Here is an 18,135-nt window from a genome sequence, read left to right on the forward strand (position 1 = left end):
CGCGCTGGGATAATCGCGGGTCTTCCAGAGACCAGCCATGGACAGCAGCAAAGAAGCAGCCTCCGCCTCGCCTCGCAGCAGCGGCCTGCACGACATCATCGTGACCCTGCCGGTTGCGGCCATCGTCGCGCTCAGCCTGATCGTGCTGGCCGCGATGGGCGCGGCCGTGGCCGTGCTGCTGCGCGGGCCGGACAGCCTGCAGGGCCCGGCCGGCCAGGCCCTGGTCGTGCTGCTGCCGATGCTGTTCGCCGTCGCCGCCGCGATCGGCATCCGCCGCACCTCCACCAAGCAGATCGATGAACTGGTGGCGCGCTTCCTCGAGCGCACGGTGCAGGACCGCCTGCAACTGGCCTGCCGCGACCATGCCGACACCGGCTACCCCTTCTGCCGCGCCGATCTGGTGCGCCGGGCGGGTGGCCGTTCCTATGTCAGCTACCGCCTGGACTGGGCCGATGGCTTCGCCGAGCCGGCGCGCGTGGACGTGAAGATGAATGTCTTCAACATCGAGCTGGTCGCCGAGCTGCATCTCGATGCACAGCAACTGGGCCAGCGGATGGAGCCGGGCGTCGAGCTGGTCGACCGCGCGACCCTGCACCGCATCCAGGACCACGAGTTGCTGCGCCGCTTCCACGCCAGCCTGCAGGGTGCCATCGAGGAAGGCTATGCAATCCGCATCGGCCTCTACCCGGAAGGCGAGAAGCGCGTGCGGCTCCAGTTCTCGCTGCGCCAGAAGATGCAGGAACACTTCCTGGCCTCGCCCTATCTGAAGCGCTACTTCGCCGAGGACCTGGCGATCGCCGTCGGCGTGATCTACAACGAGCTGCGCGACAGCGGCCTGCGCGCACGATCGCATCTGGAGCCCAGCGCATGAGCGATACCGGCATGCTTGACGTCGCCATCATCGGTGGCGGCCCGGCGGGCTGCAGCGCGGCTTCCTGGCTGAGCCAGCTGGGCCTGCGCGTCGCGCTGGTCGAACGCGCGCCACGCTTGTGCCACAGCCTGCAGGACCTGAGCTTCGAGCAGGACTGGGTGCTGGGCGCGCCTGGCCAGAGCCTGGCTGCGCTGGGTGAGCATTTCGCGCGCCACACCGCGCAGCTGCCCGGCGTGCAGCTGCTGCCGGGCCGCGTGCCGACGCATATCGACTGGTCGGCCGCCGGCTGGCAACTTCAGCTCGACGACGGCCAACGCCTCTCGGCCCGCACGCTGCTGCTGGCCACCGGTCTGGTGCCGCTGCGCCCCGAGCCCTTCTTCCCCGGCGGTCCGCAGGGCTCGCCAGTGATGGATGCGCTGAGCCTGACGCAACGCCGCGCAGCGCTGCCGCCGGGCCGCGTGCTGCTGCTGGGCGGCGGCGACAACGCGATGGAGAACGCGCTCTACCTGCAGGCCCGCGGCCATCGGGTGACGCTGTGGTCGCGCAGCGACTGGCGAGCGCAGCAATCGCTGCAGGACCGGCTGGCCACCGAGGGCGCGGGCATCGTGCAGCGCCCGCGCTGCCCCATGCCGAGCGCGCTGCGGGCGGACGGCGCGCAGATCGTCGTTGCGTCGAAGGACTTCGGCGAGGAGCGCTTCGACCATGTCGCTGCGCTGCTGGGGTTCACGCCCGAGCCCTCGGCCTGGCTGCTGGTCGGCGACGCACTGCAGCGTGCCGGCATCACCGCGCCCTCGCACCCCTGGCGCGACGAGCCGCGCTTCGCGCCGCTGGGCCTGTTCGTCGCCGGCGACGCCAGCGGCCGCCAGCATCCCTGCGTGCAGACCGCGCTGGGCGACGGCGTGGTCGCGGCCAAGCAGATCGAGGCCTTCCTGCGCCCCGTAAAGGAGGGCCAGCCGACGCCGGCCCTGCGCCGCAACAACCGCCAGATCATCCACATCAGCGGCCTGCGCTTCGGCGCCAACCTGGGCGTGCTCGACTTCGAGCGCGAAGGCCCGCAGCCGATCCAGGTGGATGCCGAGGTCAACCTGGGCGCGCAGACCATCGTCTCGCGCGACGCCGACATCGGCCATGTGCTGGACTACCGGCGCGTGCGCCAGATCATCATCGACGAATGCACCGCCGAGCACACCGACCTGCTCGAGGCGCTGCTGGGCAAGCTCAGCACGCGGCTGATGAAGCTCAGCGGCGTGGTGGGCGTGCGCGTCAAGGTGACCAAGCTCGAAATCTTTCCCGACTGCCAAGTCGCAATCAGTGCCGAGTGCGGCCAGTGGTAGTCCCACCCCCTACGCGCTGATGCGCGCCCCCTCGAGGGGGCAAGCCCGGTGGCCCGGCACAGCCGGATCCGCGGGCTTCACCCGATCAAGACCGACAGGATGCAACGATGACCGATACAACGCTGAGCCCCGAAGCCGCCGAACTCAAGGCCGCCGAGAAGAAGCATGCGCATGAGATGAACAAGCTCAGCAAGCGCCTGCATCGCCTGGTCGGCCAGGCGATCAGCGACTTCAACATGATCGAAGACGGCGACAAGGTGATGGTCTGCCTGTCCGGCGGCAAGGACAGCTATTCGCTGCTGGACATCCTGCGCAATCTGCAGCAGCGCGCGCCGATCAAGTTCGACATCGTCGCGGTCAACCTGGACCAGAAGCAGCCCGGCTTTCCCGAGGAGGTGCTGCCCACCTATCTGAAGAGCATAGGCGTGGACTTCCGCATCGAGGAGCAGGACACCTACAGCATCGTCAAGAAGCTGGTGCCCGAGGGCAAGACCACCTGCAGCCTGTGCTCGCGCCTGCGCCGTGGCATCCTCTATCGCGTGGCCAAGGAGCTGGGTGCGACCAAGATCGCGCTGGGCCACCACCGCGACGACATCGTCACCACGCTGATGCTGAACATGTTCTTCGGCAGCCGCATGAAGGGCATGCCGCCCAAGCTGGTCAGCGACGACGGCCAGAACGTGGTGATCCGCCCGCTGGCCTATGTGCGCGAGAGCGATCTGGCGCGCTGGGCCGAGCACCGCGAGTTCCCTATCATTCCCTGCAACCTCTGCGGCAGCCAGGAGAACCTGCAGCGCGCCACCGTCAAGGCCATGCTGCAGGACTGGGACAAGAAGTTCCCTGGCCGGGTCGACAATATGTTCACCGCGATGGGCAATATCGTCACCTCGCACATGATGGACCGCAAGCTCTTCCCCTTCGAGACCATCAAGGCCACCGGCAGTCCGGTGCCGGACGGTGACATCGCCTTCGACGAAGAGGAACACTGTGGCGAGCCCTCTGGCGGTGGCGGCAATGTCATCCGCCTCGTACGCGAGGACGACTAAGCCGAGCGAGGCGCTCCGCCATCGTTTAAGTCTGCTGAGGCTGGCTTTACATTGCGCCGCATGACTGCCGTCATCGCGCGGCCGTTGAACTGCGTTGTTATCCGGTTGCGCCGCAAATGCCGCGCGGCGCCCCAACCCAGGAGGAACCCATGGTCACGATGCCTCGCCGTGCACTGTTGAGCTTGGCCGCTGCTGCGGCTGTCGCCAGCCTGGCCGCATGCAGCGGCTTGAACACCCTGAGCGCCGATGCGCAGAGCTTCGGCAGCTGGCCCGCCGGCCGTGTGCCGGGCAGCTTCGCCTTCGAGCGCCTTCCCTCGCAACAGAGCTCCAAGCAGCAGGACGAGCTCGAGCGCGTCGCGCAGGCGGCGCTGGAAAAGGTCGGCTTCAAGCGAGCCGCGGACGCCAAGAGCGCCGATGTGCTGGTCTCGCTGGGCGTGCGCATCAGCCGCCAGGACCGCGCGCCCTGGGATGACCCGCTGTGGTGGCGCTGGAACGGCAGCTACTTCCACTGGCGCTATGGCCCTTGGCGCCCCTACTTCGGCCGGCTCGGCCATCCCTATCCGGTGGACCCGATGATGGAGCGCCGCTACGACCGGGAGGTGGCCATGCTGCTGCGTGACCGCAAGAGCGGTGAGCCGCTTTACGAAGCGCGCGCCAGCGACGACAGCTTCAGCATCGGCGATATCGAGCTGATCGGCAGCCTGTTCCAGGCCTCGCTGGCCGACTTCCCGCAGACGCGTCCCGAGCCGCATCGTGTCGTCGTGCAACTGTCCCCGGCGGGCGCGACCAAGTAGGGTGCAAGGCACCGTTGCGCTGCCGCGATAATCGCGCCACCCTCGGCACGGTGACCGGGGAGGCGCGATATACCGCATGGCACTGAACATCGTCATCATGGCCGCGGGCAAGGGCACCCGCATGAAGTCGGCCCTGCCCAAGGTGCTGCAAAAGCTCGCCGGCCGGCCGCTGCTGCAGCATGTGCTGGACCGCACCGCGCCGCTGCACGCCGCGCAGCGCATCATCATCACCGGCCATGGCGCCGAGCAGGTCGAGGCCGCGATGGCCGGCAGCGGCGCTGACTTCGTGCGCCAGATGCCGCAGCTGGGCACCGGCCACGCGATCCAGCAGACCGTGCCGCTGCTGCCCGCCACGGGCACCACGCTGATCCTCAGCGGCGACACGCCGCTGATCACCGCCGAGACCACGCGCCGCCTGGTCGAGGCCAGCGCTGGCGAGAAGCTCGTGCTGCTGACCATCGACTACAGCGACCCCACCGGCTACGGCCGCATCGTCCGCGACGGCGAGGCCGTCAAGGCCATCGTCGAGCACAAGGACGCCAGCGCCGAGCAGCGCCAGATCCGCGAGTGCTACACCGGCGTGATGGCCGTGCCCACCGCGCAGCTCAAGCGCTGGGTGATGAGCCTGTCCAACAACAACGCCCAGGGCGAGTACTACCTGACCGACATCGTCGCGATGGCGGTCGCCGAAGGGCTGCCGGTGCTGGGCGTGAAGACCGCGGACGAGATAGAGGTGCTGGGCGTCAACAGCCCGATGCAGTTGGCCGACCTGGAGCGCCGCTTCCAGCGCCAGCAGGCCAACGCGCTGATGGAGGCCGGCGTACGCATGGCCGATCCGGCGCGCTTCGACCTGCGCGGCGAGCTGGTCTGCGGCCAGGACGTCGAGATCGACGTCAACTGCATGTTCGAAGGCCGCGTCGAGCTCGGCGACGGCGTGCGCATCGGCGCCAACTGCGTGATCCGCAATGCCCGCATTGCCGCCGGCGCGCGCATCCACGAGTTCACCCATATCGATGGCGAGACCGCCGGCGCCAGCGTCGGCGAAGGTGCGCTGATCGGCCCGTTTGCCCGTCTGCGCCCCGGCGCACAGCTGGGCGCCGAGGTGCATATCGGCAACTTCGTCGAGGTGAAGAACTCGACGCTGGCCAAGGGCGCCAAGGCCAACCATCTGGCCTATCTGGGCGACGCCACCGTGGGCGAGCGCGTCAACTACGGCGCCGGCTCGATCACCGCCAACTACGACGGCGCCAACAAGCACCGCACCGTGATCGGCAACGACGTGCATGTGGGCTCCAACTGCGTGCTGGTCGCGCCGGTGGAGATCGGCGCGGGCGCCACGATAGGTGGCGGCTCGACGATCACCAAGCCGGTCGCTGCCGGCGAGCTGGCGGTGGCGCGCGGCAAGCAGGTGCTGATCAGCGGCTGGTCGCGGCCGGTGAAGAACAAGCCCTGAGCGACCTGTCGCCGGCGGACAGGCGGGCGGCGCCCGGTAAGAATCGGCAATAATGCGCAATATGCGAACAATCGACCGACTCGACCACCGAGTTGCGGGGCAGTCGCTGCAAGCGGCGGTGCCTAGCATGGAGGCGAGGTCGCGATTGTTGTGGAAGGCAGGCATCCGATGGCAAGCAAGACAGCCGAGTTATTGCAGGGGACCGAGTCGGTGACGCAGGACAAGCCCTGCGCCGCGCGACCGGACGCCGTCGAGCCGCCGGCGCCTACCGAAGCGGAGCGCGCCGCCGCGCTGGAGCAGCTGGCGCTGTATCACGCCCGCTGCGAGGACGCAGCCAGTGCCTGCTGGTACCTGTGCCGCAGCCTGGGTGCCGCTCGCCAGTTGCAGCCCGATGAGCCAGGACTGGAGCTGCTGTTCGAATTGCTGGGGGCGCTGGCCGACCTCCCCGCCGAGGTGGCGGCCGTGCCGCAGGCCGACACGGTCGGCGAGGCCGATGGCTTGGGCGTGTTCGAGCTGTGTCAGCAACTCGAGGCGGCGCGCGAGCTGAGCGCGCAGGCCTGGGCTGAGCGTGAGGACGAGGCTGGCGACATGCCTGCGCCGGCCGAAGGCCCGCCAGCCGCCACGCTGCACTGAAGCCGCCGCCGGTCGCGCCGGCCTACTCCAGGCCGAAAAGCCGCGCGCCGTTCTCCCAGCCGATCTGTCGCGCTGCCGCTGGCGGCAGTTCGCCCAGCCAGGCGCGCGCCTCGCCCATCAAGCCTTCGTAGTACTGCCAGCGCGCGTTCACCCAGGTGTCCGAGCCGACCAGGAAGCGTTGCGGCTGCTCGGTCAGCAGCTCACGCCATGCCGGGTTGAGCCGACCGTTCTCGCTCAGGCCAGGACGGTAGGACAGTTCGCCCATCAGGCGTGGATAGCGATGCAGCAGCTCGCGCACCCGCTCGATCGGTGTGCCGCCGATGCCCGTGTGGGCCCAGATCAGGCGTGCCTTGGGCGCGTGCGCCATCAGCCGGTCGATGGCGACATCGTCCACATGAGCGAGCACCACCAGCTCGCGCTCGGCCGCCAGCTGCATCAGCTGCCTGGCCACCGGCCCGTCGGCATTGGCACTGTCGTAGAGATGGAACTCGCCGATGCCACGATAGGGCCCGGATTCGGTGCCGCGCCTGAGCTCGTCCAGCACCATCTGGTAGATGCTCGGATCGGCGAACCAGCTGCTGTAGTCGGCGCGGTTGCGATAGAGCCTGATGAAGGGCACGACGCGCACGCCCGCGGCCTGCGTGGCCTCACGTGCCGCGGCGAGGCTGCGCGTGCCTTCATTGGGCCGGCTGTTGGCCACGATCGCACGCACCCCGCTGCGCTGCATGCGGCCGAGCACATCCGGCAAGGGGTGCGGACCTTGCGCATCGTCGTTGTAATGCAGATGGGCGTCGAACAGCGGGCCGGCATAGGCCGGGGCTTGCGACCGCGCGGCTCCGGGCGCGGACAGCAGGACCATCGCGAGCAGCGAACTGGCCAAGCCGGCCGACAAGCGGTATCTCATCTCAGATGTGCCTTTGGCGTTCATGAGCGGCAATGATGCGGCTGATCCTGGAAACCGACAGCCCAAGCTCGGCGGCCAGTGCCGACATGGAGAGCCCGGCCTCGGTGTGTGCCCGGTACAGGGCTTCCGCCCGCGACGGCCCGCTGCGCGGGAGCGTCAGCCGGCTGCGCGGCAAGCGCCGCGCGATCCCGCGAGCCGGGCGTCGCTTGCCAAGCGAAGCGGCGAAGTCCTCGTCGCCGAGAAAGATCTGTCGACGCAGATGGTGCCAGATGTCCAGCTGCGGCTCGGCCGCAAGCAAGCGGCCATAGCGCTCTGCAGCGCGGCGCCGGTCGCCCGCCTTGTGCACCGCACGTCCGAGCAGATGGCCGTACAGCCCATCGACATCCAGCCAGACAGGCGCCTCGCACTCAGCCAGATGCGCGCCTCGACTGTGCCAGAGCCAGGCGCGCCCATCGCGCACCAGCCCGGCGCGCTGCGCGGCTAGATCGACATAGCGGCAGACATCCAGCAGCAGGCGCTCGCGATCGACCAGCAGTGCCCTGAAGCGCCCCTGGAACACGGCACCGCCACGAGCGTGGCGCCGATTGAAGGCCTGGGTGTAGACGCCGCTGAGGTGACGCATCAGCCGCGACAGATTGGCCTGGCGCGTATGGAGAAGCAGCTGGTAGCCCTGTGGCGCCAGGCTGTAGGCCAGCGCCTGCGCATCGAAACGCTGCAGGGCCTGAGCCAACAGTTCGAGCAGCGAAGCGCAGTCCTGCTCATCCCTGAACGCGAGCGCGCCCTGCGGCGCGTGCGCGCTGACGAGGTAGACCGCGCCAGCGAATTCGATGCGTGGTGGCCTGGCCATGATGATCCAAGTTAGGCGATGAGGCGGCCAATGGCAAGGCCTGACCCCGTGGCGGGGCACGCATGAGGTACAAACAGGCCTCAATCGCCTACCGAGGATCAGCTTCACCATGGCCTCCAGCCTGCTCGCCCTGCTCGACGACATCACCACCGTGCTCGACGATGTCGCGCTGCTCAGCAAGCTGGCGGCGAAGAAGACCTCGGGCGTGCTCGGCGACGATCTGGCGCTGAACGCCCAACAGGTCACCGGCGTCGCCGCAGATCGCGAGCTGCCAGTCGTCTGGGCCGTGGCCAAGGGCTCGCTGCTCAACAAGGCCATCCTCGTCCCCGCGGCGCTGGTGATCAGCGCCCTGGCGCCCTGGGCGATCACGCCGCTGCTGATGCTGGGCGGTGCCTTCCTCTGCTACGAAGGCTTCGAGAAGCTGGCGCACAAGCTGATGCACAGCAAGGCCGAAGTCGAGGCGGAGCACGAGGCTTTGAGCCAGGCGCTTGCCGACCCGGCGGTGGACCTGCTCGCTTTCGAGCGCGACAAGATCCGCGGTGCGGTGCGCACCGACTTCATCCTCTCGGCCGAGATCATCGCCATCACGCTGGGCACGGTGGCGGAGGCCGGCTTCACGACGCGACTGCTGGTGCTCAGTGCCGTCGCCCTGGTGATGACCGTCGGCGTCTACGGTCTGGTGGCCGCGATCGTCAAGCTCGACGACGTCGGCCTGCACCTGAGCCGCCAAGCCTCCGCCGCCAAGCAGGCACTGGGCCGGAGCGTGCTCGCCGCGGCGCCCTGGCTGATGAAGGCGCTGTCGGTGCTGGGCACCGCCGCGATGTTCCTGGTCGGCGGCGGCATCCTGGTCCATGGACTGCCCTTCGCGCACCACTTGGTCGAGCAGCTCAGCGCGCCGCTGGGCAGCGGCAGCTTCAGTGCCGAACTGGCCGGCATTGCCTTCAACGGTCTTGCTGGCGTGCTGGCAGGTGCGCTGTGCCTGGCCGCAGTCTCCTTGCTCGGCCGGCTGTGGCGGCGCTCGCGCGGCTGACGCGCTGCGATCCGCTCAGACGCCGGGCTCGCGCTGGTAGGCCGGCAGCGGTGCGCCGCAATCGCGGCAGTAGCGCGCGTCGGCGGCATGCCCCTCGCTGAGGCACTCCGGACAGCGGCGCGTGGTCGGTGCGCGTCCGGCGCGTTGCATCGTCATCTCGGCGGTAACGATACCGGTCGGTACCGCCAGCACGCCCCAGCCCAGCAGCATCATCAGCGAGGCGATCGCGCGGCCCAGGTCGGTCTTGGGCGTGATGTCACCGAAACCCACCGTGGTCATCGTGGTGATCGCCCAGTAGACGCTGGTGGGGATGCTGGTGAAGCCGTTCGCCGGGCCCTCGACCAGATACATGACGGTGCCCACAATGATCACCGCCATCACGACGACGGTCAGGAAGACCTGGATCTTGCGCGCGCTGGCCTTGAGCGCCTGCGCCAGCATCGCCACCTCGGCCAGATAGGCGCCGAGCTTGAAGATGCGGAAGATGCGCAGCAGCCGCAGCACGCGCACGTCAACCAGGGCGTATAGCTCGGGCATGAACAGCGCCAGGTAGGTGGGCAGCACCGCGAGCAGATCGACGATGCCGTAGAAGCTCAGGGCATAGCGCAGGGGGTAACGCACACAGACCAGCCTGGCGATGTACTCCACGGTGAACAAGGCCGTGAACAGATACTCCAGCACATCGAACAGCAGCCCGTAGCGTGCCTGCAACGCGACCACGCTCTCCAGCATCACCACCAGCACGCTGAGCGAGACCAGCACGATCAGCCCGACATCAAAGGCCTTGCCGGCCCGGGTATCCGCTTCGAAGATGACGGTGTAGAGCTTGAGCCGCCAGCCGGACGACGGGCGTCCCAGATCGGCGGCGGAGACCGCACTCGCGGACGGGAGTGCCGAAGAGGTCGCAGGCGTTTGCTGTGGCATGGTCGGGCGGGAGGGACTGTGGTTGACGCCATCCTACCCAGGCCGCCACGCTGCTACGCTCTCGCCTTTGCAGGATTGCCCATGAAGACGCACCAGATCGAGATCCAGAAGTTCAAGGCTGCCGCCAACTCGCCACATGGCGAGTTGATGCTCAAGATCGACACCATCGTCAGCGCCCGCCAGGCCGCCCCTGACGATCTGTCGCCCAGCTCGCTGCTGATCATGAGCGAGGCCAATGCGCGCGTGCTGATGGCGCTGCTGAAGAAGCAGATCGCCGAGTTCGACGCCAAGAAACCCAAGAGTCGCCACGGCCGCCACGGCTGATCGCGCAACACAGACACACCCGCTCATGGACTATCCCCGCTACAACCCCGCCTCGGACCATCTGCCGCTGTCCGACGCAGAACTGAACGCGCTTGACGATGCGCTGGCCGCGCTGCCCAGCGACGGCGCGATGAACATCGAGGCACTGGATGGCTATCTCACCGCCCTGCTGCTCAGCCCGGTGGCGCTGGCGCAGCGCCCGGGCAGCGACTGGCTGCCCTCGATCTGGGGCGGCGATGGCGAGAACGGTGCGCCCTTTGCCAGCGGCAAGCAACGCAAGAAGCTGAGCCTGCAGGTGCTTCGGCATCTGCGCGCGCTGGACGAGCAGCTGAGTCGTCAGCCCGACGCCTGGGAGCCGATCTTCAGCATCGCCGAGCAGGCCGACGGCGCCGAATTGACCGACGCCGAGGACTGGTGCATCGGCTTCATGCTGGCGGTCGATCTCGACGGCGAGGCTTGGGCTGCCCGCTTCGACGACCCGGCACTGGCTGCCCTGCTGCAGCCCATCGTCGCGCTGGGCGGCGACGAGGGACAGCTGGACGCAGACACACTGGCGCAGCTGGCTGACCCGGTTTCACGTGACGGCCTGAGCCGCAGCGTGCCTGACGCGGTGCTCGCGTTGAGCGAGCTGCCCCGGGCCACTACCTAGTCCGGCCGCCAGACGATATCCCTCGTTTGGGGTAGCATGGCCGGTACCATCAGCGGTACGACACCGTCATTGCCCGGCCCGTCATGCTCACCAAAGTCTTTGCCAGCCTCGGTCTGCTGATCTGCATTGCGCTGGCCCTGCACATGTGCCTGGGGCGGAGGAGTCAGTTGTGGCTGGAAAGCCGCTGGGAAGACTTCAGGCGTCGACTCGGCGCCAGCCTGGGCTGGCGCTTCGACGGGCGTGAACGCCGTCGCGTGGCCCATCAGGCCACTCTCGATGCGATCGCGCGCGCCAAGCGGCGCAGCCAGTTCGGCGCAGCCCCGCTCGATGGGGCATGGGAAGGCAATGTCTACCGGCCCAAGCGCTTCGACAGCGAGCAGCAGCGCAAGCCTCACTGACCAGGCAGCGATGGCGCGCCCAGCGCCGCATCGATTTGCCGCAGCGCCAAAAGCGCACCCATCGCCAGACCCAGATCGTCCGCCTGCGGCACCCGCGGCTCGCGCAGATTGATGCGCAGCAGCCGACCGCCAAACTGGCTCACCACGCCCTGGCCGAAATGCCGGACCGACGCGACCGCGGTGCCGGCGCCGATCTCGACGACCAGCGGCTTGCGTGCCTCGCGCAGCCGCGGCAGCACCTGACGGCCCTGCTGGCGCTCGCGCGCATCGACCCAGGCGCCGTCGCCGAACATCAGCACATTGGGTCGCGCCAGCGCGCCGCACCAGGGGCAGCTCGGCAGCTCGCTGAGCAGCAGGCAGCGCTGCTCGTCGATCTCGGGCTGGAACTCGTCAGCCGGCCAGACTGCCTCGCTGCAGGGCCGCGTGCATTGCAGATGCATCAGCGAGCCATGGCATTCCCAGATCGCGCCTTCGGCAAAGCCGGCGCGCTGGAACTGCCCATCCACATTGCTGGTGTAGACGATCAGCCCCTGCTCGCTGCGCGCACCCCAGCGGGCGAGGATCTCGAAGCCGGCATGCGGCTGTGTACGCCGGTACAGGTTCAGGCGATGGCCGTAGAAGCCCCAGGCCTCGCGCGGCGCCTCTTCGAAACGACGCGGGTTGGCGGCGGCATAGAAGTCGATGCCCGACTTCGCCAGTGCCGGATAGGCGCGCCAGAAACCCTCGTTGCCGCGGAAGTCCGGCAGGCCGGAATCCACACCCATGCCGGCGCCAGCCGCGACGACGATCAGGTCGGCCTGCTCGACCAGCTCCAGCGCATGGGCCAGCTCGGCGGGGCTGAGCGTGCGTTCGTCCATCGGGGTCAGGTCTTGCCGCGGCCCAGCACCGGCGCCAGCGCGCGGCCGGTGTGGCTGCCGCTGGCGACCACGGCCTCCGGCGTGCCGGTCACCACCACGCGGCCACCGGCGCTGCCGCCCTCGGGGCCCATGTCGATCACCCAGTCGGCCTCGGCGATCACGTCCAGATCGTGCTCGATCACCACCACCGAGTGCCCGCCGGCCACCAGCCGATGCAGCACGCGGATCAGCTTCTCGACGTCGGCCATGTGCAGGCCCACGGTCGGCTCGTCCAGCACATAGAGCGTGTGCGGCGCCTTCTGGCCGCGGCGCGTGACGTCGTCGCGCACCTTGACCAGCTCGGACACCAGCTTGATGCGCTGCGCCTCGCCGCCCGACAGCGTCGGGCTGGGCTGGCCCAGCGTCAGATAGCCCAGTCCAACATCCTGCAGCAGCTTCAGCGGATGCGCGATCGAGGGCATGGAGGCGAAGAACTCCACCGCCTCGTCCACCTCCATCGCCAGCACATCGCCGATGCTCTTGCCGCGCCAGCTCACGCCCAGCGTCTCGGGGTTGAAGCGCTGGCCGTGGCATTGGTCGCAGGGCACTTTCACATCGGGCAGGAAGCTCATCTCGATGGTCTTCATGCCCTGCCCTTCGCAGCCGGGGCAGCGGCCCTCGCCGGTGTTGAAGGAAAAACGGCCCGCCGCATAGCCGCGCGCCTTGGCCTCCAAGGTCTCGGCGAAGAGCTTGCGGATCGCGTCCCAGAAGCCGATGTAGGTGGCCGGGCAGCTGCGCGGCGTCTTGCCGATCGGCGTCTGATCGACCTCGAGCACGCGGTCCACCTGCTCGTGGCCGGCGACAGCCTCGCAGCCGGTCCACTTCGCAGGCGCCTTGCGCAGCGGCACGGCTACCGCCATATTGGCCAGCAGCACATCGCGCGCCAGCGTGCTCTTGCCCGAGCCCGAGACGCCGGTGATCGCCACCAGGCGCTGCAGCGGCACGTCCACGGTGACCTGCTGCAGGTTGTGCAGCGAGGCATGCAGCACGGTCAGCTTCGGTCCCGCAGCGTCGACCGGGCGGCGCTCGTGCAGCGGATGCAGCAGCGGCCTGGACAGGAAGCGCCCGGTCAGCGAGTCCGCGCCGGCAGCCATGATCTGCGCCACCGTGCCCTGCGCCACCACGGTGCCACCGCGCTTGCCGGCGCCGGGGCCGATGTCGATCACATGGTCGGCGCGGCGGATGGTGTCCTCGTCGTGCTCGACCACGACCAGCGTGTTGCCCTTGTCGCCCAGCGTGGCCAGGGCCTTCAGGAGGATCTGGTTGTCGCGCGGATGCAGGCCGATGGTCGGTTCGTCCAGCACATAGCAGACGCCCTGCAGGTTCGAGCCCAGCTGCGCCGCCAGGCGGATGCGCTGCGCCTCGCCGCCCGAGAGCGTGGGCGCGGCGCGATCCAGGGTCAGATAGCCCAGGCCCACTTCTTGCAGGAACTCCAGCCGGCCGCGGATCTCGCTGATCACATCGCGCGCGATGTCGGCATCGCGCCCCGTCAGCTTCAGCCCATCGATCCAGGCCCGCGCTTCGCCCACGCTCCAGGAGGCCACGGTGGCGATCGACTGCTCGTCGAAGGTCACCGAGCGCGCCGCCGGGTTCAGCCGCGCGCCATGGCAGTCCGGGCAGGGCTGGTCGGTCAGGCCTTCGACTTCAGCCTCTTCCGAAGGGAAGCTCTGCTCGCGGCCGCGGTTGTCCTTGTCCTGCAGGGTCTCGTCCAGCGCCTTGCGCTGCTCGCGCGTCAGCGCAAGACCTGTCCCCACGCAGCTGCTGCACCAGCCGTGCTTGCTGTTGTAGCTGAACAGGCGCGGGTCCAGCTCGGCATAGCTGGTGCCACAGGCCGGGCAGGCGCGCTTGGTGGAGAACACCTTGACGCTGCCGATGCCGGCGGTGCTCTGCCCGCTGGCAATCGCCGCATGCAGGCCGTCCAGCGGCGCCAGCAGATGCAGCACGCCCTTGCCATGGTCCAGCGCCTTGGCCAGCAGTTCGCGCAGCTCGGCCTCCTTGTCCGGTGCGATAACCAGATCGCCCACTGGCAGCTCCAGCGTGTGCTCCTTGAAGCGGTCCAGGCGCGGCCAGGGCGAGGTCGGCAGGAACTCGCCGTCCACGCGCAGATGGCTAAAGCCGCGCGCCTTGGCCCATTTGGCCAGGTCGGTGTAAAGGCCCTTGCGGTTGACCACCAAGGGCGCGAGCAGGCCCACATGCTGGCCCTTGAAGTCGCGCATCAGCTGCGCGGCGATCGATTCGACGCTCTGAGGCCGCACCGGCATGCCGTCGTGCACGCAATGCTGCACGCCCAGCTTCACATAGAGCAGGCGCAGGAAGTGCCAGACCTCGGTGGTGGTGGCCACCGTGCTCTTGCGGCCGCCGCGCGAAAGCCGCTGCTCGATCGCCACCGTCGGCGGGATGCCGCGCACCGCGTCCACCTCGGGCCGGCCCGCCGGCTGCACGATAGAGCGCGCATAGGCATTCAGCGATTCCAGATAGCGGCGCTGGCCCTCGTTGAAGAGGATGTCAAAAGCCAGCGTGCTCTTGCCCGAGCCCGACACGCCGGTGATGACGTTGAACTTGCCGCGCGGGATCTCGACGTCCACCGACTTCAGGTTGTGCTCGCGGGCATTGATGATCTGGATCGCCTCGGCCGCCGCGCGACGCGCACGCACGATGCTCTGCAGCGGCCGGCCCTCTTCCACCGCCATGGCCGGGCGGTCCATATGCGCGGCGTATTCGCGCAGCGCTTGAGCGGTGTGCGAAGTCGGATGGTCCTTGACCTGCTCGGGCGTGCCCTGGCAGACCAGCTCGCCGCCGTCCTCGCCGCCCTCGGGGCCGAGGTCGATCAGCCAGTCGGCCGCGCGGATCACGTCCAGGTTGTGCTCGATCAGGATCAGCGAATGCCCGGCCGACAGCAGCTTGCGCAGCGCGCGCATCAGCTTGGCGATGTCGTCGAAATGCAGGCCGGTGGTCGGCTCGTCGAACAGGAACAGCGTGCCCTTCTTCGCCACCGCCTGGCGGCTCTTGCTGGCCGCCGTCGCCGCCTCGGCCAGGAAGCCGGCCAGCTTCAGGCGCTGGGCCTCGCCACCCGAGAGCGTGGGCACCGGCTGGCCCAGGGTCAGGTACTCCAGGCCTACGTCGACGATGGGCTGCAGCTTGGCAACGATCTCGCGCTCGTCCTTGAACAGCTGCACCGCCTCGCTGACGGTCAGCTCCAGCACATCGGCCACGCTGAGCTCGCGGCCGCCGCGCTCCAACTTGACGTCCAGCATCTCGGCGCGGAAGCGCTTGCCGTCGCAATCGGGGCAGCGTAGATAGACGTCGGAGAGGAACTGCATCTCCACATGCTCGAAACCCGAGCCGCCGCAGGTCGGGCAGCGGCCGTCGCCGGCGTTGAAGCTGAACATGCCCGCGGTGTAGCTGCGCTCGCGCGCCAGCGGCGCATCGGCAAAGCGCTTGCGGATCTCATCGAAGGCGCCGACATAGGAGGCCGGGTTCGAGCGCGCCGTCTTGCCGATCGGCGACTGGTCGACGAAGACCGCATCGGCCAGATGATCGGCGCCGAGCAAGCGGTCGTGCGCGCCGGGTGTCTCGGTGGCCTGGCCGAAGTGGCGGGCCAGCGCCGGATAGAGCACGTCCTGCATCAGCGTGCTCTTGCCCGAGCCCGAGACGCCGGTGACCACCACCATGCGCTGCAGCGGGAACTCCACACTGACGTTACGCAGATTGTGTTCGCGCGCGCCTTCCAGGATCAACCGCGGCGTGCCCGGCTCCACCGGCCGCTTCAGGCCCATGCCCACATGCTTGCGCGCGCCGAGGTAGGCGCCGGTCAGCGTGTCGGCGCTGCGCACCTGCTCGGGCGTGCCGTCGAAGACGATCTGCCCGCCCTTCTCGCCCGGGCCGGGGCCCATGTCGATCAGCCGGTCGGCGGCCAGCATCACGGCCGGGTCGTGTTCGACCACCACCAGCGAATTGCCGGCATCGCGCAGGCGCTGCATCGCCTCGACGATGCGGTTCATATCGCGCGGATGCAGGCCGATCGAGGGCTCGTCCAGCACGAACAGCGTGTTGACCAGCGAGGTGCCTAAAGCGGTGGTCAGGTTGATGCGCTGCACCTCGCCGCCACTGAGCGTGCGGCTCTGGCGGTCCAGCGTCAGATAGCCGATGCCCACGTCGCACAGGTACTTGAGCCGGTTGCGGATCTCGTCGAGCAGCAGCTTTAGCGCCTCGTCCAGCATGGTGCTGGGCAGGCTCAGCTCGTCGACGAAGTGGCGCAGCCTGTGCAGCGGCAGCTGCATCAGGTCGTGCAGCGACAGACCCGGCAGCGCCTCCAGCTGGGCGCGGCTCCACTTCACGCCCTGGGGCAGGAAGCGCTGCTCGGGCGGCAGCACCGCATCGGCCAGCTCTTTGGAGCCCATGCGCCACAGCAGCGCCTCGGTCTTCAGCCGCGCACCGGCGCAGGCCGGGCATTCGGTATAGCTGCGGTACTTGGACAAGAGCACGCGGATGTGCATCTTGTAGGCCTTGCTCTCCAGGTATTCGAAGAAGCGCCGCACGCCGTACCACTGCTTGTTCCAGTTGCCGTTCCAGTGCGGCGAGCCTTCGATCACCCAGTCGCGCTGGGCGGGCGTCAGCTGGTTCCACGCGGTGTCGCGCGGAATGCCGGCTTCGCCGGCGTACTTCATCAGGTCGTCCTGGCATTCCTTCCAGGCCGGCGTCTGCATCGGCTTGATCGCGCCGCTGCGCAGCGTCTTCTTGCCGTCCGGGATCACCAGGCCCATGTCCACGCCGATCACGCGGCCGAAGCCGCGGCAGCTTTCGCAGGCGCCGAAGGCCGAGTTGAACGAAAACAGCGCCGGCTGCGGGTCGGCATAGCGCAGATCGCTCTCCGGGCAGTGCAGACCGGTGGAGTAGCGCCACAGCAGCGGCTCGGCCTGGCCGTTCGCAGGGCCGCTCCCAAGAACGGCAGCGTCCCCTCGGGGGACCGCCTGCGTACCCGCAGGCGAGGGGCCAGCTCCTTCCTGCAGAACGTACACGTTCAGCCGGCCGCCGCCGCGCTTCAGCGACAGCTCGATCGCCTCCATCGCGCGCTGCTTGTCCGCACCCTGGATGCGAAAGCGGTCGGCCACCACGTCGAGCAGCTTCTTGTCGCCCGCGTCCCGCTCTGCCTGCACCTTGGTGAAACCGCTGGCCGACAGCCACTGCTCCAGCTGCTCGGCGGTGGTGTTGGCCGGCAGCTCGACCGGGAACGTCAGCACCAGGCGGGGGTCGGCGCCCGCCGTGCGGCTCATCAGCTCGGCATAGATGGTCTGCGCACTGTCGTGGCGCACTGGCAGAGCTGTATCACGATCGAACAGTTCGGCCGCCCGTGCGAATAGCAGCTTCAGGTGATCGTTCAGCTCGGTCATCGTGCCGACCGTCGAGCGCGAGGTGCGCACCGGGTTGGTCTGGTCGATCGCGATGGCCGGCGGCACGCCGTCGACCTTGTCCACCGCCGGGCGGTCCATGCGGTCGAGGAACTGGCGCGCATAGGCCGAGAAGGTCTCGACATAGCGGCGCTGCCCCTCGGCGTAGAGGGTGTCGAACACCAGGCTGGACTTGCCCGAGCCAGAGGGCCCGGTGACCACCGTCAATTCGCCGGTGCGGATGTCCAGATCCAGGTTCTTGAGGTTGTGCTGGCGTGCGCCGCGGATACGGATCAGACCGTCGGACATAGGGGCGACTCGGGCTAGGCTGATGAAGCAGGAGCCGAAGATTCTAGGAAGCTCCCGCGACATCATCTGTCAGGAGAACAGGTCACAAGTGTCAATGCCTGCCGATGGGGGAATGCGAGCCGTTGCGCCCGCGCCGGCCTCAGGCAACAATGGGCCCCACGAGCCGGCGAGCTCGACCTACGTCGTTGCGGACGCTGCCCCTGGGTGGCGTATAAATGGGCGGCGCGCCGGCTGTGTCACCTGCACGACAAGAGAGCCTCGTCGCATCAAGGTCTGCTGGGCGAAGCGCGCACGCTGTCGGGTCGCGCATCACAGGGGTCGGAAGAGCTGCCAAAA

General features: G+C 68.5%; 15 protein-coding genes and 1 pseudogene. 11 read left to right on the plus strand and 5 right to left on the minus strand.

What is annotated here, in order from left to right:
- Positions 1–37: 37 nt before the first annotated feature.
- The 7 genes and pseudogenes from AC2EBS_RS08545 to AC2EBS_RS08575 all read left to right on the plus strand — a co-directional run bounded on the left by AC2EBS_RS08545 (position 38) and on the right by AC2EBS_RS08575 (position 6,131).
- Positions 38–871, plus strand: coding sequence for a hypothetical protein (locus AC2EBS_RS08545; protein WP_484727965.1), 834 nt, complete (start codon positions 38–40; stop codon positions 869–871).
- 11 nt (positions 872–882) lie between these two features.
- Positions 883–1,605, plus strand: a pseudogene (locus AC2EBS_RS08550) (NAD(P)/FAD-dependent oxidoreductase); the annotation flags it as partial.
- A 231-nt stretch (positions 1,606–1,836) separates the two neighbouring features.
- Entirely contained in the window at positions 1,837–2,205 is a 369-nt protein-coding gene (locus AC2EBS_RS08555) for a dihydroneopterin aldolase (RefSeq protein WP_484728313.1), read from the plus strand.
- A 107-nt stretch (positions 2,206–2,312) separates the two neighbouring features.
- The gene (gene ttcA, locus AC2EBS_RS08560) at positions 2,313–3,251 is read left to right on the plus strand and encodes a tRNA 2-thiocytidine(32) synthetase TtcA (RefSeq protein WP_484727966.1); all 939 of its coding nucleotides are present in this window, start codon (positions 2,313–2,315) and stop codon (positions 3,249–3,251) included.
- Positions 3,252–3,400: 149 nt separating this feature from the next.
- Entirely contained in the window at positions 3,401–4,045 is a 645-nt protein-coding gene (locus AC2EBS_RS08565; RefSeq protein WP_484727967.1) for a DUF4136 domain-containing protein, read from the plus strand.
- A 76-nt stretch (positions 4,046–4,121) separates the two neighbouring features.
- Complete coding sequence (gene glmU / locus AC2EBS_RS08570; protein ID WP_484727968.1) at positions 4,122–5,498, plus strand: bifunctional UDP-N-acetylglucosamine diphosphorylase/glucosamine-1-phosphate N-acetyltransferase GlmU; 1,377 nt, start codon at positions 4,122–4,124, stop codon at positions 5,496–5,498.
- Between the two features lie 168 nt (positions 5,499–5,666).
- A complete protein-coding gene (locus AC2EBS_RS08575) occupies positions 5,667–6,131 on the plus strand; it encodes a hypothetical protein (protein WP_484727969.1) in 465 nt (154 codons plus the stop codon).
- A gap of 22 nt (positions 6,132–6,153) precedes the next feature.
- On the opposite strand, the gene AC2EBS_RS08580 is transcribed toward AC2EBS_RS08575, so the two are convergent.
- Complete coding sequence (locus AC2EBS_RS08580) at positions 6,154–7,035, minus strand: amidohydrolase family protein (RefSeq protein ID WP_484727970.1); 882 nt, start codon at positions 7,033–7,035, stop codon at positions 6,154–6,156.
- Between the two features lies 1 nt (position 7,036).
- The gene (locus AC2EBS_RS08585) at positions 7,037–7,882 is read right to left on the minus strand and encodes a transposase (RefSeq protein ID WP_484727971.1); all 846 of its coding nucleotides are present in this window, start codon (positions 7,880–7,882) and stop codon (positions 7,037–7,039) included.
- 109 nt (positions 7,883–7,991) lie between these two features.
- Here AC2EBS_RS08585 and AC2EBS_RS08590 point away from each other — a divergent pair, with 109 nt between their 5' ends.
- A complete protein-coding gene (locus tag AC2EBS_RS08590; protein ID WP_484727972.1) occupies positions 7,992–8,912 on the plus strand; it encodes a DUF808 domain-containing protein in 921 nt (306 codons plus the stop codon).
- Positions 8,913–8,927: 15 nt separating this feature from the next.
- On the opposite strand, the gene AC2EBS_RS08595 is transcribed toward AC2EBS_RS08590, so the two are convergent.
- Positions 8,928–9,836: an ion transporter gene (locus AC2EBS_RS08595; RefSeq protein WP_484727973.1), complete on the minus strand. Its 909-nt coding sequence runs from the start codon at positions 9,834–9,836 to the stop codon at positions 8,928–8,930.
- Positions 9,837–9,917: 81 nt separating this feature from the next.
- Between AC2EBS_RS08595 and AC2EBS_RS08600 the strand changes: the two genes are divergently transcribed.
- The 3 genes from AC2EBS_RS08600 (at position 9,918) to AC2EBS_RS08610 (ending at position 11,207) form a co-directional block, all read left to right on the plus strand.
- Positions 9,918–10,160, plus strand: a complete 243-nt coding sequence (locus AC2EBS_RS08600) for a hypothetical protein (protein WP_484727974.1) — start codon at positions 9,918–9,920, stop codon at positions 10,158–10,160.
- 25 nt (positions 10,161–10,185) lie between these two features.
- On the plus strand, positions 10,186–10,809 hold the full coding sequence (locus AC2EBS_RS08605) for a UPF0149 family protein (protein ID WP_484727975.1): 624 nt from the start codon (positions 10,186–10,188) through the stop codon (positions 10,807–10,809).
- 83 nt (positions 10,810–10,892) lie between these two features.
- Complete coding sequence (locus AC2EBS_RS08610; protein ID WP_484727976.1) at positions 10,893–11,207, plus strand: hypothetical protein; 315 nt, start codon at positions 10,893–10,895, stop codon at positions 11,205–11,207.
- Here the strand turns inward: AC2EBS_RS08610 and AC2EBS_RS08615 are convergent.
- Both AC2EBS_RS08615 and uvrA read right to left on the minus strand, forming a co-directional pair.
- Positions 11,201–12,064, minus strand: coding sequence for an SIR2 family NAD-dependent protein deacylase (locus AC2EBS_RS08615; RefSeq protein WP_484727977.1), 864 nt, complete (start codon positions 12,062–12,064; stop codon positions 11,201–11,203). The genes AC2EBS_RS08610 and AC2EBS_RS08615 overlap by 7 nt on opposite strands.
- Before the next feature lie 5 nt (positions 12,065–12,069).
- Positions 12,070–17,799, minus strand: a complete 5,730-nt coding sequence (uvrA, locus tag AC2EBS_RS08620) for an excinuclease ABC subunit UvrA (RefSeq protein ID WP_484727978.1) — start codon at positions 17,797–17,799, stop codon at positions 12,070–12,072.
- Positions 17,800–18,135: the final 336 nt, after the last annotated feature.

The sequence above is a fragment of the Roseateles sp. T103 genome (assembly GCF_057219915.1).

Bases quoted from the DNA above. Each gene is read 5' to 3' on its own strand.
- glmU (WP_484727968.1), top strand. From the start codon at position 4,122: ATGGCACTGAACATCGTCATCATGGCCGCGGGCAAGGGCACCCGCATG.
- AC2EBS_RS08565 (WP_484727967.1), top strand. From the start codon at position 3,401: ATGGTCACGATGCCTCGCCGTGCACTGTTGAGCTTGGCCGCTGCTGCG.
- AC2EBS_RS08605 (WP_484727975.1), top strand. From the start codon at position 10,186: ATGGACTATCCCCGCTACAACCCCGCCTCGGACCATCTGCCGCTGTCC.
- AC2EBS_RS08615 (WP_484727977.1), bottom strand. From the start codon at position 12,064: ATGGACGAACGCACGCTCAGCCCCGCCGAGCTGGCCCATGCGCTGGAG.
- AC2EBS_RS08610 (WP_484727976.1), top strand. From the start codon at position 10,893: ATGCTCACCAAAGTCTTTGCCAGCCTCGGTCTGCTGATCTGCATTGCG.
- AC2EBS_RS08600 (WP_484727974.1), top strand. From the start codon at position 9,918: ATGAAGACGCACCAGATCGAGATCCAGAAGTTCAAGGCTGCCGCCAAC.
- ttcA (WP_484727966.1), top strand. From the start codon at position 2,313: ATGACCGATACAACGCTGAGCCCCGAAGCCGCCGAACTCAAGGCCGCC.
- AC2EBS_RS08575 (WP_484727969.1), top strand. From the start codon at position 5,667: ATGGCAAGCAAGACAGCCGAGTTATTGCAGGGGACCGAGTCGGTGACG.
- AC2EBS_RS08545 (WP_484727965.1), top strand. From the start codon at position 38: ATGGACAGCAGCAAAGAAGCAGCCTCCGCCTCGCCTCGCAGCAGCGGC.
- AC2EBS_RS08585 (WP_484727971.1), bottom strand. From the start codon at position 7,882: ATGGCCAGGCCACCACGCATCGAATTCGCTGGCGCGGTCTACCTCGTC.
- AC2EBS_RS08595 (WP_484727973.1), bottom strand. From the start codon at position 9,836: ATGCCACAGCAAACGCCTGCGACCTCTTCGGCACTCCCGTCCGCGAGT.
- AC2EBS_RS08580 (WP_484727970.1), bottom strand. From the start codon at position 7,035: ATGAGATACCGCTTGTCGGCCGGCTTGGCCAGTTCGCTGCTCGCGATG.
- AC2EBS_RS08590 (WP_484727972.1), top strand. From the start codon at position 7,992: ATGGCCTCCAGCCTGCTCGCCCTGCTCGACGACATCACCACCGTGCTC.
- uvrA (WP_484727978.1), bottom strand. From the start codon at position 17,799: ATGTCCGACGGTCTGATCCGTATCCGCGGCGCACGCCAGCACAACCTC.